Origin of the sequence: Streptomyces sp. NPDC090499 (assembly GCF_044769305.1) — a bacterium.
GTDB lineage: Bacteria > Actinomycetota > Actinomycetes > Streptomycetales > Streptomycetaceae > Streptomyces.
In genome coordinates this window covers 599,149-616,060 of the sequence record NZ_JBIVXP010000005.1, presented here as the reverse complement: position 1 = coordinate 616,060, position 16,912 = coordinate 599,149, and the positions used below count along the sequence as shown (strand labels likewise).

Annotated in this window: 15 protein-coding genes and 1 pseudogene; 11 read left to right on the top strand and 5 right to left on the bottom strand. The window is 68.0% G+C overall.

Annotated elements, in window-relative coordinates; all coding sequences use genetic code 11:
• Positions 1-99: 99 nt before the first annotated feature.
• The 3 genes and pseudogenes from ACIQVL_RS22060 to ACIQVL_RS22050 all read left to right on the top strand — a co-directional run.
• A pseudogene (locus ACIQVL_RS22060) lies at positions 100-576 on the top strand (IS3 family transposase); the annotation flags it as partial.
• Between the two features lie 336 nt (positions 577-912).
• Entirely contained in the window at positions 913-1,983 is a 1,071-nt protein-coding gene (locus tag ACIQVL_RS22055) for an IS110 family transposase (protein ID WP_403476137.1), read from the top strand.
• A complete protein-coding gene (locus ACIQVL_RS22050; RefSeq protein WP_403476224.1) occupies positions 1,952-2,203 on the top strand; it encodes an IS3 family transposase in 252 nt (83 codons plus the stop codon). The genes ACIQVL_RS22055 and ACIQVL_RS22050 overlap by 32 nt, the downstream gene beginning before the upstream one ends.
• 200 nt (positions 2,204-2,403) lie before the next feature.
• Here ACIQVL_RS22050 and ACIQVL_RS22045 read toward each other — a convergent pair whose 3' ends face one another.
• The 5 genes from ACIQVL_RS22045 to ACIQVL_RS22025 form a co-directional block, all read right to left on the bottom strand.
• On the bottom strand, positions 2,404-4,080 hold the full coding sequence (locus tag ACIQVL_RS22045; protein WP_403476136.1) for a CocE/NonD family hydrolase: 1,677 nt from the start codon (positions 4,078-4,080) through the stop codon (positions 2,404-2,406).
• Positions 4,081-4,844: 764 nt separating this feature from the next.
• Entirely contained in the window at positions 4,845-4,991 is a 147-nt protein-coding gene (locus tag ACIQVL_RS22040; protein WP_403476135.1) for a hypothetical protein, read from the bottom strand.
• A gap of 74 nt (positions 4,992-5,065) precedes the next feature.
• The gene (locus ACIQVL_RS22035) at positions 5,066-5,638 is read right to left on the bottom strand and encodes a hypothetical protein (protein WP_403476134.1); all 573 of its coding nucleotides are present in this window, start codon (positions 5,636-5,638) and stop codon (positions 5,066-5,068) included.
• A 57-nt stretch (positions 5,639-5,695) separates the two neighbouring features.
• Positions 5,696-5,902: a hypothetical protein gene (locus ACIQVL_RS22030; RefSeq protein ID WP_403436962.1), complete on the bottom strand. Its 207-nt coding sequence runs from the start codon at positions 5,900-5,902 to the stop codon at positions 5,696-5,698.
• Between the two features lie 63 nt (positions 5,903-5,965).
• Complete coding sequence (locus tag ACIQVL_RS22025) at positions 5,966-6,829, bottom strand: SDR family NAD(P)-dependent oxidoreductase (RefSeq protein WP_403476133.1); 864 nt, start codon at positions 6,827-6,829, stop codon at positions 5,966-5,968.
• A gap of 123 nt (positions 6,830-6,952) precedes the next feature.
• Between ACIQVL_RS22025 and ACIQVL_RS22020 the strand changes: the two genes are divergently transcribed.
• From ACIQVL_RS22020 to ACIQVL_RS21985, 8 genes are all read left to right on the top strand, one after another.
• Complete coding sequence (locus ACIQVL_RS22020; protein ID WP_403436965.1) at positions 6,953-7,633, top strand: TetR/AcrR family transcriptional regulator; 681 nt, start codon at positions 6,953-6,955, stop codon at positions 7,631-7,633.
• 491 nt (positions 7,634-8,124) lie between these two features.
• Positions 8,125-9,105, top strand: a complete 981-nt coding sequence (gene iolC, locus ACIQVL_RS22015; protein ID WP_403436967.1) for a 5-dehydro-2-deoxygluconokinase — start codon at positions 8,125-8,127, stop codon at positions 9,103-9,105.
• Between the two features lie 4 nt (positions 9,106-9,109).
• Positions 9,110-9,982, top strand: a complete 873-nt coding sequence (locus tag ACIQVL_RS22010) for an aldolase (protein ID WP_403436968.1) — start codon at positions 9,110-9,112, stop codon at positions 9,980-9,982.
• Positions 9,979-10,875 carry a 5-deoxy-glucuronate isomerase gene (gene iolB, locus ACIQVL_RS22005; protein WP_403476132.1) on the top strand — a complete coding sequence of 299 codons (897 nt, stop codon included), beginning with the start codon at positions 9,979-9,981 and terminating at the stop codon, positions 10,873-10,875. The genes ACIQVL_RS22010 and iolB overlap by 4 nt, the downstream gene beginning before the upstream one ends.
• Positions 10,872-12,749 carry a 3D-(3,5/4)-trihydroxycyclohexane-1,2-dione acylhydrolase (decyclizing) gene (gene iolD / locus ACIQVL_RS22000; RefSeq protein ID WP_403436971.1) on the top strand — a complete coding sequence of 626 codons (1,878 nt, stop codon included), beginning with the start codon at positions 10,872-10,874 and terminating at the stop codon, positions 12,747-12,749. Before iolB ends, iolD begins: the two co-directional genes overlap by 4 nt.
• Positions 12,750-12,777: 28 nt before the next feature.
• On the top strand, positions 12,778-14,274 hold the full coding sequence (locus tag ACIQVL_RS21995; RefSeq protein WP_403476131.1) for a CoA-acylating methylmalonate-semialdehyde dehydrogenase: 1,497 nt from the start codon (positions 12,778-12,780) through the stop codon (positions 14,272-14,274).
• 120 nt (positions 14,275-14,394) lie between these two features.
• Positions 14,395-15,825 carry a sugar porter family MFS transporter gene (locus ACIQVL_RS21990; RefSeq protein WP_403476130.1) on the top strand — a complete coding sequence of 477 codons (1,431 nt, stop codon included), beginning with the start codon at positions 14,395-14,397 and terminating at the stop codon, positions 15,823-15,825.
• A gap of 50 nt (positions 15,826-15,875) precedes the next feature.
• Entirely contained in the window at positions 15,876-16,892 is a 1,017-nt protein-coding gene (locus ACIQVL_RS21985; protein WP_403476129.1) for a Gfo/Idh/MocA family protein, read from the top strand.
• Positions 16,893-16,912: the final 20 nt, after the last annotated feature.

The following is a 16,912-nucleotide window of genomic DNA, read 5'->3' as shown; positions in this document are numbered from 1 at the left end:
GAGAAGGCGAACTACCCGATCACGCTGTTGTGCCGGGTACTGCACGTGGCCCGCTCCTCCTACTACGCCTAGCGCGAGTGCGAGGCCGCCCGCCGTGCCCGGCAGGCCGCCGACGACGCACTCGCCCACGAGATCACCGTGCTGCACCTCGCCTCCCGTCGCACCTACGGCGTACCACGCATCCACGCCGAACTGCGCCGCCGCGGGCGGCGGGTGAACCGCAAACGCGTCGCCCGCCTGATGCGCAAGCGCGACATCCGCGGCGTCACCCGGCGCAAACACCGCTCGCTGACCCGGCCGGACAAGAAGGCGAAGCCGGCCCCGGACCTGATCGGCCGCGACTTCCATGCCGAGCGCCCCGGCACCAAGCTGGTCGGCGACATCACCTGCCTGCCCACCGCAGAGGGCTGGCTCTACCTCGCCTGCTGGCTGGACCTGGCCACCCGCGAGGTCGTCGGCTATGCCATGGCCGACCACCACCGCGCCGAACTCGTCCTCGACGCCCTGGACATGGCCCACGGCCGCAGCCACCTGGAGTCAGGCTGCGTGATCCACAGCGATCGCGGCAGCGAATAAACCGCGACCCAATTCCGCTCCCGAGTAAGGGAGTTGGGACTCCGGCAGAGTTACGGACGCACCGGATCTTGCTTCGACTGTCAGTCTCTTGGCACCGGATCCCGCAAGGATTCGGTAGCCCCGGCCGTGACGGTCTGACTCTTGCTACGACCGACCCTGAGGGTGTCCTGGCGTTGATCTGTCGACCGTCCGGCCGGGCACGCAGCAAGCGCTGCCGCCGACCGGACGTGACCTGATAAGAGCCTGGAGCCACCTCGTCAAAAGCGTCCCCGTGACAGTCCTGTCCGTCCGACCGGCGACAGCGTGCACCTCACGCTACCGGCCGGAAGGAACGCGGTGAACACCAACGAGCAGCACATGTCCGGGCACGTCGTGATCGGCGTCGACACACACAAGCACGTGCACGTCGCGGCAGTCATGGACACCATCGGCGGAATACTGGCGACATTGACGATCCCCACCGACACCGGCGGATTCCAGCAACTCCTGCACTGGGCGACCGCGTTCGGCAACGTGCTGGCATTCGGGGTCGAGGGCACCGGATCCTACGGCGCCACCCTGGCCTCGTTCCTGCGCAGGGCTGGTCACAAGGTGGTTGAGGCCGGCCGACCGGACCGACGGCTGCGGCGGATGAACGGAAAGTCCGACACCCTGGACGCCGAGAACGCCGCCCGCGCAGTTCTCGCCGGCTTCGCCACCGCCACTCCCAAGACGGCGGACGGCGAGGCCGAGATGATCCGCCGGCTAAAGATCGCCCACGACCAGGCCGTCGAACAGCGCGCGGCCGCGATGGTCACCATGAAGGCGATGCTTGTCCACGCCCCCGATGGCCTGCGCCACGAGACCGCCGGCAAAACGCAGATCGCTCTGGCCCGGCACCTGGCGGGCCTGCGTCCTCGACAGCTGGAGGGCCCTGAGGACGCACTCCGTCACGCCCTGCGCACGCTGGCCAAGCGGTGGCAGTACCTCGACGCCGAGGCCAAAGAGCTGACGAAGATGATCGATGACCTGGTGCACCGAGTCGCCCCGCAGTTACTCGAGCCGTTCGGCATCGGCGTGGACACAGCCGCGGAAATCCTCGTCGTGGTCGGCGACAACCCCGAGCGCATCAAGTCCGAAGCCGCACTCGCCAAACTCGCGGGCATCGCACCCGTGCCCACCGGCTCCGGAATGACCAGCGGCAGGCACCGCATCAACCACGGCGGCCATCGCCAGCTCAACGCCGCGATCTACCGCACCGTCATCGTCCGCATGCAATTCCACCAGCCCACGATCGACTACGTCGCTCGCCGAACCGCAGAGGGCAAGACGAAACGCGAGATCATCCGATGCCTCAAACGCTACGTGATCCGCGAGGTCTACCACCTCATCCGGCCTGCCCCGAAGACGGTCTCCGCGGGGAGTTGACAACTATAGGAGCGTCAATGCCGCCGCGGAGAGCTTCTGGGCCCTGCTCAAGGAGGAGATCGGCACTCGCACCTTGCCCGACCGGGCCACTGCCCGCGCCGAGGTCTTCAACTTCATCGAGACCTTCTACAACCGCCGCCGCCTGCGCAAACATAAGATCTTCGGCTACCTCACCCCAGCCGAGACCAGACAACGACACCAACACGCCCTCACGGCATAACCATCGAGTGTCCAAGATCACGGGGAAACTTCACGGTGACCGCCCCTGACGACGAACTGACCTACCAGCCGACGGTGATCCGGGCACTGGCCGCGCTACCGGTCGAACTGGAGCCCAAAGACTTCGAGTAGACGAGGCGCGGGATGACGTCTTCGTCTCGCGACAGGGGTTGCCCGCGTCGCAGGCAACCCCTGTCGGTGTCACGAGATACGAGGAATCACCGGAAGGACGATCCGGGACGGCCGGGCGCTGTCATGGAAGATGGTCTGCTGAGCGGTCCGCATCGCGGTGGCGGTCTGGGACGGTTCGCCCGTGTTGAGGTTGCGGTCCCAGCGGGGGAAGTTACTTGAGGTGATCTGGATTCGAATGCGGTGGCCGGCGAGGAACACGTTACTGGTCGACCAGAGGTCGATTTCGTGCTCGGCAGGCTCTCCAGGGGTGCCGTGGATGCGGAGTACGCCATCGGAGATGTTGCGGGAGACGTTGTCGGTGTCGACATCGCACAGTCGCACGACCCAGTCGGTCGAGGGAGCGTCGGTCGCGGCATGGAGCCGCATCCGGATTCGGCCCGTGACCTCGATGTCCTCTGACAGCGGCTCGGTGGTGTAGACCAGCACGTCCGCACGCTCCTCGACCACACGCTGATCGAACGCACCTGCCGGGAACTCGCCCGTCATGACGAGGGTGCCACCGCGGGTGATGACCGGGTCGGCGGGGTCGTAGACATAGCTGTCGGGGGCTTCGTCGGTGGTCGGCGGGGTCTGGGTGAGCCCGCCGTCCGCACGCAGGTGCCAGGGAGTGTCAACGGCGCGGGCAAGCGGCCATTCGTTCTCGTCACGCCATTCATTGACGCCCATGACGAAGATCTTCACCGGCGCCTCGTCGTTGACGCCGTTGTCGATCTCCTTGAGCCAGTGGTCGTACCACCTCAGCTGGAGCTGGTCGAGACTCGTCGACAGACCCAGCATCTGCCGCATCGAGGCAAGGCCGAAGTTCACCTCGCCGGCCATGACGCCGTCCGGCCCGGCGGGAGGCACATGGGTCCACGGTCCGACGACCAGCCTGCTCGGTTTCCCGTGCCCTGCCATGGCGACATGGTTGTCCAGCGTGCCCTGCAGGAAAATGTCGTACCAGCCGGCGACGTTGAATGCCGGCACCTCCACCCGATCATGCTTCCCATGGATCGTGGCCCCTTCCGCAGAGGACGGGTCGGCCAGTGCGCGTTCCACGCCGATATCCGGGAATCCACCGCGGGCGATGGCGGGCAGTGCGCCCGCGGGCAGTTCCCAGTAGCTGCGGGGCGCGAGGCCGTCATAGTCCGCGATCAGGGCGGGGAGCGCCGCCATGACCCCGGCCGGATCCTCGGCCACCCGCCTTGCGAGCTGGGCGGCCCCGGTCTGCAGGGACCACGCGCCGTAGAGTCCCAGCTCGATCACCCCGCCGCGGAAGTAGAGGCCGTCGCTTGGGTCGGACCAGGTGACCTGCGGGATGATCGCGCGGAGTTCCGGTGGCGCCGCGACCGCTGCGGCCCACTGGGTGTTGCCGGTATAGCTACCGCCGAACATGCCGACGACACCACTGCTGCCGGGCAATGCGGCAGCCCAGCGGACCGTGTCGTAGCCGTCGTCCACCTCATAGCCGAACGGGAGCCACTCACCCTCCGACTGGGAGCTGCCCCGGGTGTCCTGGTGCACCACCATGTAGCCGCGGGACACGGCCTCGAACGGGTCGAGAATGGTCATGACCGCCGAACGACGACCGTATGGCGTGCGATGGAGCAGGACGGGCCACGGACCATCGGTGGTCGGTCGATACACGTCGGCGTAGAGCACCGTGCCGTCGCGCATCTTCGCGGGAAGGTCGAATTCAATTTCCATGCCAGCCATCGGGTAGCTCGCTTTCTCTATGCGGGTGACCGTTGTTCGGTGCTGCTTCGGTTTCTTGTCTGACAGTTGACCGCGGTGCGCTGGGCCGGTTCAGCGGACTGAAAGCCGAGGTTGATTCCAAAATCGACGGCGAATGCGATGTTGGTTGCGGCCGGCCGCTCTGGTGAACACCCGAAGCGAGTCGTCGGCTCGTGGGCAGCACCTGTGAGTACTATTTACAGTACCGCAGTACTCGATTTCATATCAAGGCTGTGTGAGTCACTGCATGGCCGTGGGCGACGCGCGCTTTGGCGACCTTGCCGCGAGACGGCCGACCGCGTGTGACACAGCCGTCGACCGCATCGAACCGCCCTTCGATCTTCAGGCGAGAAGTCGTCGCGCAGACCTTGCCTCGACGTTCGCTTACCGCTCTGACCGAGGCCAGCGTTGCGGACGGAAGCTGCCCCGCCATTTCCATCGCCTGCTTTTGGTGAAGAGGGGGAGATCGAAAACTCATTCCATCCGGGTGAGGCAGGTGCCGCCTGACTCCTCGAGGTAAGCCGCATCCCGACCCGTTCCAGCACCCGCACCTCCAACTGCTGGGCCTGCTTGGCCCGTTACCTGGTCGACGAAAGGGCTACGAGGCGATGCGGCACCTCACCAACGCACCAGCGGACGGCCGGGGCAGATCGACGGGCCCGGTGACAGGAGACACCGGGCCCGTCTCCGCGTCCTGACCCTGTCCCCACGGGCGGGCGCGGGTCACCACATGCCGCTCACATGTGGACGGCGGGGGCGGCGTCGGCGTCAACCGCCGGGACGCCGCGCCGATAGAGAAGCAACGTGATCAGCGCACCGGCCGCGAAGAAGGCGGCGGACCACCTGAGCGACGCCGTGTCCGGCGCTGTGGATGCGTGAGCCATGAGACGACTCCAATCACGATCAGAGCTGCTGAATAACGAAACGAAACAGTTTCGTACACACATTAGACGCCCCACTACCGAAACTCAAGCGTTTCGATAGAGGGCCCAGGATCACCTCCTCCGCGCCCTACGGTGCGGCGGCGACCGTCAGAACGGTCCGCCCCACCGTCGTCGTGCCGTCCCCGTACCGCACCAGACCGAGGTAGACAGTGCACTCCGCGGGCGTGAAGCCCTGCCAGTCCACGGTGATCTGTACGACTTCGCCGCCGGTCACCTGCCGGCTGGCGGGGTCGGCCACCGCCGTGCGATCCGGCCGGGCATCCCCGCCGATGAGCCAGGTACAGGTTGTAGGGCTGGCTCGCGGCGCCTTCGGGCGCCGCGTACTGGTTGACGTAGACCGCATAGGTGCCCGGCTGAAGGTCGGCGCGCTCGTTGTTGCCCGCCAGCGAACGGAACACCACCTTGCCGGTGTCCTTGTCGACGACGAACAGGTCCACATCGCCGCCGTCGAGGCGCTCGCCGTGCAGGATCGCCACTCGGGCGAACTCGATGCCCTCGGAAACAGCGAACTCGGTTCTGACGGTCGCCGCGGGAAGTTCAGCCGGCGCGCCGGTCGGGTCGAAGTCCTCGTTGGTGCCAGTCAGCATGCCGGTCTTCGTCACGCCCGCGTACAGGCCGTCTACCCGTGCGGTGAGCGTGCCGGCCTAGGAGACCCTGGTGTTCAGGACGGTCGAGCCGTCGGCACCGGTCACGGCAGCCTCCGCGGGCGCGGTGAACCGCGTGGCACGGAGGGCGACAGCGCTGCGCACCGTATGACGGCCGCCGTCCGTCAGGGTGAGACGGCCGTACGTCCATGCCCCGAAGGCCGCGTCTGTGCGTTTGAAGGTGACCTTGTACGTGGCGAAGGTCATCACTGGCTCTGCACAGCTGATCAATCAGAGATGGAGCAGAGCCTGCGAGAGACGAGGGCTCCGCTACGACTGAGAGTGCGCCGGCAGGCCCGTCAGTTCCGCCGACCGTTCCCACAACTTCCGGGCCAGCTGCAGCTCACGGCCCTGCGGATTCTTGGGTTCCTCGCGGGTGAGACGGTGGAAGTAGGCACCGTTCACCGACTCGGGATCGGCGACGGAGGCCAGATGGAACAGGGGCTCGGCGCCCTGTTCGGGGCTCAGCAGCATGGCCTTGCCCAGCCGGGACTCCATGACGAATCGCTGCCACGCGCTTTCGCGGGCGACCTCGGTGGCGACGCCTCCTGGGTGGAAGACCGACGTGGTGACACTGGTGCCCTGCGTGCGCCGGGCGAGTTCCTGGGTGAACAGGAGTGTGCCGAGCTTGGCGGTCCCGTAGGCCTTCAGCTTGTTGTACCGAACCTTGGCGGCGTCAAGATCGTCAAGGTCGAGGCGCCCCTTGCGGTACTGCAGACTTCCCGTGTTGATCACCCGCGCGTCCGAGGATGCGGCCAGTCGATCCAGGAGCAGGTTCGTCAGCAGGAACGGGGACAGGTGGTTGACCTGGAAGTTCATCTCGTGACCATCGGCGCTGAGCTGGCGGTCGGCGAACATCGCGCCCGCATTGTTGGCCAGGATGTCGATCCGCTCATACGCGGACTGCAGATCCGCGGCGAGGCCGCGCACGCTGTCCAGCGACGCGAAGTCCGCCAGGTGCATCCGGCCGCCGACCTGCGCAGCGACGGCTGCTGTCTTCTCCTGCGACCGGCCCACCACGGCCACAGTGGCGCCCAGCTCACCGAAGCGGCGGGCCGCTGCCGCACCGATCCCCGCACTGGCGCCGGTGACCACCACCGTCTTCCCGCGGAAGTCCCGCACCGCATCGTCCATTACATTCCTCGCTCTCTCACGCGCCGTCCCGACGAAGGCAAGCGATATGTGACTATCATTTGCCGCCATGAGCCAACCTTAGCAGCTGGCGATAGTCAACTATCGGCTGATAGTGTTCACATCATGTCCACCGATGCCGCGCGGCCGCTGCGCGCCGACGCCGCCCGAAACTCCGAGAGGATCCTGCGGGCGGCACGCGAGGTGTATGCCGAGAGCGGTCCCGACGCGATGCTCGAGGAGATCGCCCGCCGCGCCGGTGTGGGGATCGCCACTCTCTATCGTCGCTTCCCCAACAAGGAGACGCTCGTCCGAGCCGCGCTCGATCAGAGCACGACCGAGCAGCTCTCCCCCGCCATCGAACGGGCCGTGAACGAAGACGATCCACGCCAGGGGCTGGCCATCCTCCTCAACGCGGCACTGGCACTGATGGCCCGCGAGCGCAACACCCTGGCAGCCGCGAGCAATTCCGGCGCGCTCACCGCCGAAGTCGTCGCCCCGTTCAACGACGCCCTGACGTCGCTCGTCCGGCGCGGACAACAGATGGGCACGGTCCGCGACGACCTCGTCCCCGACGACACCCAGCGGATCATGGGAATGCTCATCGGCGTGCTGTGGAACATGGACCCCGACACCGAGGGCTGGCGGCGCTACGTGGTGCTCGTCCTTGACTCCCTGTCCCCCGTCGGAGCCAGCCCGCTTCCCCCCGCGGCCCCGATGCTGAACTGCGCGGAGGGAGCATCGGAGCACCCTGCATTCGGTGGTGCCGTCCAAGACGAAACCCGGGCTACCGCGCGGAACGCCTGAACACCTCCCCTGGTCGCCGGCGACCGCCCGACGACCACAGGAAGGCGGGCGTCTCGCCGAGGCTGGTCGCACCCCAAGGGGCATCCGGGGCGGGGCCGCACAATCGACGGAGGCACGAAACCACTACCCGTCGCACAGCATCCGCGCGCCGGAGCCCCCTACGGCGACCGCCTCACCTTGGACCTGGGCATCCCCACACCCCCTTCCGCCCGTGTGGAGGCGGGGCGGATACCCCTGAGCCCACTCGGGCTCACGAGCCGAGTCGGGCTCACGCCAGATCGAGCAACCCCTGCGTACCGCCTCGACAACCGTCCCCGTCCGTCAGGCCGTGAAGCACCGTTCCGGAAACCTCTCAGCAACAACCTATTGACATGACATTTGACTGACGGCATCGTACTCGCCCTAGAGCAGCTTTTAAAGCGCTCTAAATCTGTCGCTGTCTGCACCATCACCTCCATCCGGGGTCTCCGGAGCGAAGGGAAACCAGTCTGATGTCGTTCGAAGTGCTGACCATGGGGCGTGTCGGAGTGGACGTGTATCCGCTCCAGACGGGTGTGGGACTGGCGGAGGTCACCTCGTTCGGCAAGTACCTGGGCGGGAGCCCGACGAACGTCGCCGTGGCCGCCGCCCGCTACGGCCGCTCCGCCGCTGTGATCACCAAGACCGGCCGCGACCCGTTCGGCGACTTCGTCCGTACGGCCCTGGAGAGCTACGGCGTCGACAGCCGCTTCGTCGGCACGTCGGACATCGCACCGACGCCGGTGACGTTCTGCGAGATCTTCCCACCGGACGACTTCCCGCTCTACTTCTACCGGCTGCCGAAGGCACCCGACCTGGACGTCCAACCGGATGAGCTGGACCTGGCGGCGGTGCGCGAGGCAACGGTCTTCTGGATCACGGGTACCGGGCTGAGCGAAGAGCCCAGCCGTTCTGCGACGCTCGCGGCGCTGGCGCACCGGGCGAAGGCAGGCACGACCGTGTTCGACCTGGACTGGCGGCCGATGTTCTGGGCCGACCCGGCCAAGGCCCGGACGTACTACGCCGAGGCCCTGCGCCATACGACGGTCGCCGTCGGCAATCTCGACGAGTGCGAGGTCGCCACGGGTGAGCGTGAGCCGTACGCCGCCGCGAAGGCGCTGCTCGACGCCGGCGTGGAACTGGCCGTCGTGAAGCAGGGGCCGAAGGGCGTACTGGCGATGGACCGTGACGGGTCGACCGCCGAAGTTCCTCCGGTGCCGGTGGACGTGGTCAACGGGCTCGGCGCCGGTGACGCCTTCGGCGGTGCGCTCTGCCACGGGCTGCTGTCCGGCTGGGACACCCGCCGCACGGTGACCTTCGCCAACGCCGCCGGCGCCATCGTCGCCGGCCGGCTGGCCTGCGCCGAGGCCATGCCGACCGAGGACGAGGTCAAGACCAAGCTCCGCGAGGCGTCTTTCGCCTCCACCGAAGCCTCCACTGAACGAAAGGCGTGACCCTGTGCTGTCCGAGAACGTGAGCCGGATCGTGTCCGCCCGGGTGGGCGATCCCGGCGCCATCGCGGCCGCCGCCGCCCGCCGAATCAAGGCCACCTCGCTGCTCGGCGAGCACGGCAAGGCGATGATCATCGCAGCGGACCACCCCGCACGCGGCGCCAACGGCGTCGGCGGCGACCCCAGCGCCATGGCCGACCGCTTCCAGCTCTTGGAGCGCCTGTGCACCGCGTTGGAGCGGCCGGGCGTGACCGGCGTGCTGGCCACCGCCGACATCCTGGAGGACCTGCTGCTGCTCGGGGTGCTGGACGGCAAGAGTGTCTTCGGCTCGATGAACCGGGCCGGTCTCGCGGGCTCCGCCTTCGAGATCGACGACCGGTTCACCGGCTACGACGCCGCCACGATCGCCGCGATGGGCTTCGACGGTGGCAAGATGCTCACCCGTATCGCGCTCGACGACGCGGCGACGCCGTCTGTACTGGAGAACACCGCCCGCGCGGTCGACGAGCTGAATGACCGTCAACTCATCGCGATGGTCGAGCCGTTCCTCTCCGCGTGGCAGGACGGAAAGATCCGCAACGACCTTTCGACGGACGCCGTCATCAAGTCGATCACCATTGCCTCGGGTCTGGGCCGACGTACCGCCTACACCTGGCTGAAGCTCCCGGTCGTCGACGACATGGAGCGCGTCCTCGCCTCCTCCACCCTGCCCGCGCTGCTCCTCGGCGGCGAGGTCAAGGACGCAGACGCCGCCTTCGCCTCATGGGGCAAGGCCCTCAAGCAGCCGACCGCGCAGGGCCTGGTCGTCGGCCGCTCCCTGCTCTATCCCTCGAACGGCGATGTCGCCGGGGCGGTGGACAAGGCGGTGAGCCTGCTGTGAGCGACACCAGCAAGTACCACCTCCCGGCCGGCACTTCGGCCGACGGACCGTATGACCTCCTGGTCACGCCGGAATCGGCGGACTGGGGATACTCCGGCCTCAGGATCCTGACCCTGAGGCCGGGCGAGGCACACGCCCTGTCCACCGGGGAGTCCGAGTTCCTGGTCCTGCCGTTGACGGGTTCCTGCACCGTCACCACGGACGGCAAGGCCTTCGATCTCGCCGGTCGGACAGGCGTGTTCGCCTCGGCCACCGACTTCGCCTACCTCCCCAGGCAGTCGGAGGCCCTGATCAGCAGCGCATCCGGTGGGAGGTTCGCGCTGCCCTCCGCCCGTACCGAGCAGGGAGGTCAACCGGCTCGGTACGGGCGCAAGGAGGACGTCCCTGTCGAACTGCGCGGGGCGGGCGCCTGCTCCCGGCAAGTCAACAACTACTGCCTGCCGGGCACGTTCGAGGCCGAGCAGCTGCTGGTGTGCGAGGTGCTCACGCCCGGCGGCAACTGGTCGTCGTACCCGCCGCACAAGCACGACCAGGCCCGCACGGACGAGAGTGGCGAGCCGGTCGAGTCAGAGCTGGAGGAGATCTACTACTTCGAGGTCTCCGGCGACGAGAACGGCTTCGCCTACCAGCGTGTGTACGGCACCGAGGACCGGCCGATCGACGTACTCGCCGAGATCCGCTCCGGCGACACGGTCCTCATCCCGCACGGCTGGCATGGGCCGTCCATCGCCGCGCCCGGCTACGACCTGTACTACCTCAACGTCATGGCCGGCCCCGGGCAGGACCGCGCCTGGCTGATCTGCGACGACCCCGCCCACGGGTGGGTCCGCTCCACCTGGGACACCCAGGACGTCGACGACCGGCTTCCCTTCGAAGGACTCACCCCGCGATGAACACCGTCCGACTGACCACCGCTCAGGCGCTGGTGCGTTTTCTGGCGAACCAGTACAGCGAGCGCGATGGGCAGGAACAGCGTCTGATCCCCGGCGTGTGGGGCATCTTCGGCCACGGCAACGTCGCCGGCGTCGGCCAGGCCCTCCTCCAGGCCGCCACCACCGGCGAGGCCGACCTGCCCTACTACCTCGCCCGCAACGAACAGGGCATGGTCCACGCCTCCGTCGCCTACGCCAAGATGCGCGACCGGCTCGCCACCTTCGCCTGCACCGCCTCCACCGGCCCGGGTTCAACGAACATGATCACGGGTGCGGCGCTGGCCACCACCAACCGGCTGCCGGTGCTGCTACTGCCGTCCGACATGTTCGCCACCCGCGCCGCGGACCCGGTCCTGCAGCAGCTGGAGGACAGCCGGGGCGGGGACGTCACGGTCAACGACGCCTTCCGCGCGGTATCGAAGTACTTCGACCGCGTCTCCCGTCCCGAGCAGCTCATCCCGGCCGCACTGGCCGCCATGCGGGTGCTCACCGACCCGGTCGAAACCGGCGCCGTCACCCTCGCGCTGCCGCAGGACGTGCAGGCCGAGGCCGACGACTGGCCCGTCTCCTTCTTCCGGCGCCGGGTCTGGCATGTGGGCCGCCCGGTGCCGGAGCCGGCCGCGATCGAGAGGGCCGCCCGCCTGCTGCGCGGGGCACGCAAGCCGCTGATCGTCGCCGGCGGCGGCACCGTCTACTCCGGTGCCGAAACCGCGCTGCGCGCGTTCGCCGAGGCCACCGGCATCCCGGTCGCCGACACCCACGCCGGCAAGGGCGCCGTTCCCTGGGACCACCCCTACGCCGTCGGCGGGATCGGCTCCACCGGCTCGTATGCCGCCAACGAACTGGCTCAGGACGCCGATGTCGTGCTGGGCATCGGCACCCGCTACTCCGACTTCACCACCGCCAGCCACACCGTCTTCGGCAACCCCGACGTCACCTTCGTCAACCTCAACGTCGCCCGCCTGGACGCCGTCAAGCACTCCGCCGAACCGCTGGTGGCCGACGCACGGCTCGGCATCCAGGCCCTCGCGGGTGCGCTGACCGAATGGGAGGTGGACCCGGCGTACCGCCAGCACACGCGTCAACTCATCGCCCGCACACGGGAGATCGAAAACCGCTGCTTCACCGTCGGCCACGGCCCGCTGCCGGCTCAGACCGAGATCCTCGGCACGCTCAACGACGTCCTCGATGACCGCGCCGTGGTCATCAACGCTGCCGGCTCGATGCCCGGCGACCTGCAGCAGCTGTGGCGGGCGCGGGATCCGAAGGCCTATCACGTGGAGTACGCGTACTCGTGCATGGGCTATGAGGTGGCCGCCGGCGTCGGCGCCAAGATGGCCGACCCGTCGCGGGAGGTCGTCGTCCTGGTCGGCGACGGCTCGTATCTGATGATGGCTCAGGAGATCGTCACCATGGTCTCCGAGGGTCTGAAGGTCATCATCGTCCTCGTCCAGAACCACGGCTTCGCCTCCATCGGCGCCCTCTCCGAGTCGCTCGGCTCGCAGCGCTTCGGCACCAAGTACCGCTACCGCAACGGAGATTCAGGACAGCTCGACGGCGACATCCTGCCCGTCGACCTGGCCGCCAACGCATCCAGTCTGGGCGCTGACGTCCTGCACGCCACCTCCGTCGACGGGTTCCGTGCCGCAATGGAGAAGGCCAAGAGGGCGAGCCGCACCACCGTCGTACACGTCGAGACCGACCTGTACGGACCGAACCCACCCGGCCACGGCTGGTGGGACGTCCCCGTCAGCCAGACCTCCGCCCTGGAGACCACCCAGGCGGCGTACGAGACGTACGCCGCCCACAAGCAGACCCAGCGCCACTACCTGTAAGCCCCGTCCCCGTAAAGGAACCCGCACCGTGAAGACCATCGAGCACTGGATCAACGGCTCCCCCAACCAGGGCTCCGCCGCCGACACCCAGCCCGTGTTCAACCCGGCTACCGGCGCCGAGCAGGCCCAGCTCCTCCTGGGCGGCGACGCCGAGGTGGACGCCGCCGTGCAGGCCGCGTCCACCGCCTTCGAGACCTGGTCGGAGTCCTCCCTCAGCCAGCGCACCCAGGTCATGTTCAACTTCCGCCAGCTCCTGGTGGAACACGAGGAGGAACTCGGCCGGATCATCTCCGCCGAGCACGGCAAGACCGTCGACGACGCCCGCGGCGAGATCACCCGCGGCCGTGAGGTCGTCGAGTACGTCTGCGGCCTCGGTGACGTGCTGAAGGGGTCCTTCTCCGACCAGGTCTCCCGTGGCGTGGACGTCCACAACTTCCGTCAGCCGCTCGGCGTGGTCGCCGGCATCACCCCGTTCAACTTCCCTGCCATGGTGCCGTTGTGGATGCACCCCGTCGCCATCGCCACCGGCAACACCTTCATCCTCAAGCCCAGCGAGCGCGACCCGTCCGCCGCCAACTTCGTCGCCGAGCTGTACAAGAAGGCCGGTCTGCCCGACGGTGTCTTCAACGTCGTGCACGGCGGCAAGGACGCGGTCGACGCGCTCCTCACCCACCCCGGCATCGAGGCCGTCTCCTTCGTCGGCTCCACCCCGATCGCCAAGTACGTACACGAACAGGCCACTTCGCACGGCAAGCGCGTCCAGGCCCTCGGCGGCGCCAAGAACCACGCGGTCGTCCTCCCGGACGCCGACCTGGAGTTCGCCGCCAACCACATCACCGCAGGCGCCTACGGCTCCGCCGGTGAGCGCTGCATGGCCGTGTCGGTGGCCGTCGCTGTGGGCAACGCGGCCGACCAGCTGGTCCAGATCCTCCAGCGCAAGGCCAACGAGGTGAAGGTCGGTCCCGGCAACGCACCCGGTACCGAAATGGGCCCCCTGGTCACCAAGGCCGCCCAGGAGCGCGTCGAGAACGCCGTCGGGATCGCCGCCACGCAGGGCGCCACAGTTGTCGTCGACGGCCGCGGGCTGAAGATCGAAGGCCATGAGAACGGCTTCTTCACCGGCCCCTCCCTCCTCGACCACGTCACCACCGCCATGGACGCCTACAAGGAGGAGCTGTTCGGCCCGGTCCTCGCGATCGTGCGGACCGACTCCCTCGACCAGGCCATCGACCTGATCAACGCCAACCCGTACGGCAACGGCACCGCCCTGTTCACCGCCTCCGGCGAGGCCGCCCGCCGCTTCCAGCGCAACATCAAGGTCGGCATGATCGGCATCAACGTCCCAGTGCCCGTCCCCATGTCGTACTACTCCTTCGGCGGCTGGAAGGACTCCCTCATCGGCGACAACCCCATCCACGGTCCCGAAGGCGTCCGCTTCTACACCCGCCCCAAGGTCGTCACCACCCGCTGGCCCCAGCAGGCCCACGACACCACCGCCGGCTTCAACTTCCCCACCTCCAGCTGACGGCGGACGGTCGGCACACACAAGCCCGGCTCCCGATCGTCACCCCCACGCACGGCCACCCGGTCTGCTGTGACCTCGCCGGGCCCCACACCCCCGAACTACACGCGACAGGAGAAGGCCATGGACGTCAAGGACGACGACGTGACCCAGGCCCCGACGCCATCCCCCCTCATCGACGATGCTCCACCGGCCGTCCGGCGGCGGCTGCGGATCATCACCGTCATCGCCACCTTCGGCGGCCTCCTCTTCGGCTACGACACCGGCGTCATCAACGGCGCCCTGCCGTACATGTCGGACGACTTGGGCCTGACCCCGTTCACCGAAGGCCTGGTGACCAGCTCACTGCTGCTCGGTGCGGCCTTCGGCTCGCTGCTCGGCGGCCGTCTGTCGGACGCGCGCGGCAGGCGCCGTAACATCCTGCTCATAGCCGTGATCTTCTTCGTCGGAGCCCTCGGCTGCACCCTGGCCCCGAACACCGAACTGATGGTCGCCGCCCGCTTCGTGCTCGGCCTCGCGGTCGGCGGTGCCTCGGTGACCGTCCCGGTGTACCTGGCGGAGATATCGCCCGCCGACCGTCGCGGCCGCCTGGTGACCCGGAACGAGCTGATGATCGTCAGCGGCCAGCTGGCCGCGTTCACCTTCAACGCGATCATCGCCGATGTCGGCGGCGAGTCGGGCGGCATCTGGCGCTGGATGCTGGTCATCGCGACCCTGCCCGCAGTCGCGCTGTGGTTCGGCATGCTGGTCATGCCGGAGAGCCCGCGCTGGCTCGCCTCCAAGGCCCGGTACGGCGACGCGCTGGCCGTCCTCAAGCAGGTCCGCTCCGAGCGGCGGGCCGAGGCCGAGCTCAGCGAGGTCACCGCGATGGCCGTCGAGGACGAGAAGGCCAAGCTCGGCGGCTGGAACGACCTGAAGGTGCCGTGGGTGCGCAAGTTGGTCCTGGTCGGCATCGGCATCGCGATCGTCATGCAGATCACCGGCGTGAACACGATCATGTACTACGGCACCCAGATCCTCACCGACGCCGGCTTCGCCGCCGATAGCGCCCTGACCGCGAACATCGCCAACGGCGTGATCTCCGTGCTGGCCACCTTCGTCGGCATCTGGCTGCTGGGCCGTGTCAACCGCCGCCCGATGCTGATGATCGGCCAGCTCGGTACCATCGCCGCCCAGTTGCTGATCGGCGTGTTCTCCCTCGTCCTGCCCGCCGGTGACGGCCGCGCCTTCGCGGTCCTGGCCATGACGGTCACCTTCCTGGCCTTCCAGCAGGGCGCGATCTCCCCCGTGACCTGGCTGATGCTGTCCGAGATCTTCCCGCTGAAGATGCGCGGCTTCGGCCTGGGCATCGCGGCCTTCGCCCTGTGGATCACCAACTTCCTCATCGGGCTGGTCTTCCCGGTCCTGGTCGACGCGGTCGGCGTGTCCAACACCTTCTTCGTCTTCGTCGCCCTGGGCCTGCTCGCCATGGCCTTCGTGCAGCGGTACGTGCCCGAGACGCGTGGACGCACGCTCGAGAACCTCGAACACGAACTCAAGGCCCGCTTCTCCTGAACACTCCCGCCCCGGTCCCGTCGGGGGTCGGGGCTCTGAAAGGAATCCCCATGACTGTGCGTGTAGGAGTGATCGGGGCCGGCTGGATCGGTCAGGAACACATCCGTCGGCTGACCGAGAGCGTGACCGGTGCCGAAATCACCGCCGTGAACGACATCGACGCCGCTCGTGCCGAGGAGGCCGCGGCTCGGGTCGGCGCCCGGGTGTTCGCGGACGGGGCCGCGCTGATCGCGGCGGACGACGTGGACGCGGTGCTCGTCACCTCCTGGGGGCCCACCCACGCCGAACACGTGCTGAACGCCATCGCGGCCGGGAAACCGGTGTTCTGCGAAAAGCCCCTCGCCACGACCGAGGAGGACTGTCTGCGTATCGTCGACGCCGAGCGCGCCCACGGTCGGCGGCTGGTCCAGGTCGGCTTCATGCGCCGCTACGACGCCGGCTATCGGCAGATGAAGCAGGTCATCGACTCCGGCCGCATCGGGGAGCCGCTGGTGGTGCACTGCGCCCACCGCAACCCGTCCGTGCCCGAGTCGTACCACACCGACATGGCCGCGCTTGACTCGGCGGTCCACGAGATCGACGTACTGCGCTGGCTCCTCGACGACGAGATCGTTTCCGCCCAGGTCGTCCTGCCACGCTCCACGAGCAAGCGGTACGCCCACCTGAAAGACCCGCAGATCATGCTCTTCGAGACCGCCAAGGGCGTCCGCATCGACCTCGAGGTCTTCGTCAACTGCCAGTACGGCTACGACATCCAGTGCGAGGCCGTCGGCGAGGAGGGCCTCGTGCGACTGCCCGACCCCGCCGCGGTCGGTGTCCGCACCGCGGGGCAGCACAGCACGGAGGTCCTCACGGATTGGGTGGGCCGCTTCGTTGATGCCTTCGACACCGAGTTCCGTGAGTGGATCGCGGATATCGCGGCCGACAACGAACCCAACGGGCCCTCCGCCTGGGACGGTTACGCCGCGACCGTAATCTCCAACGCCACGGTCGAAGCACGGAAGTCGGGCCGGATCGTCACCACGGACATGAAGCCCCGGCCCGTCTTCTACGGCGGCACCGCGTGAAGGTCATCTGACCGAACGAA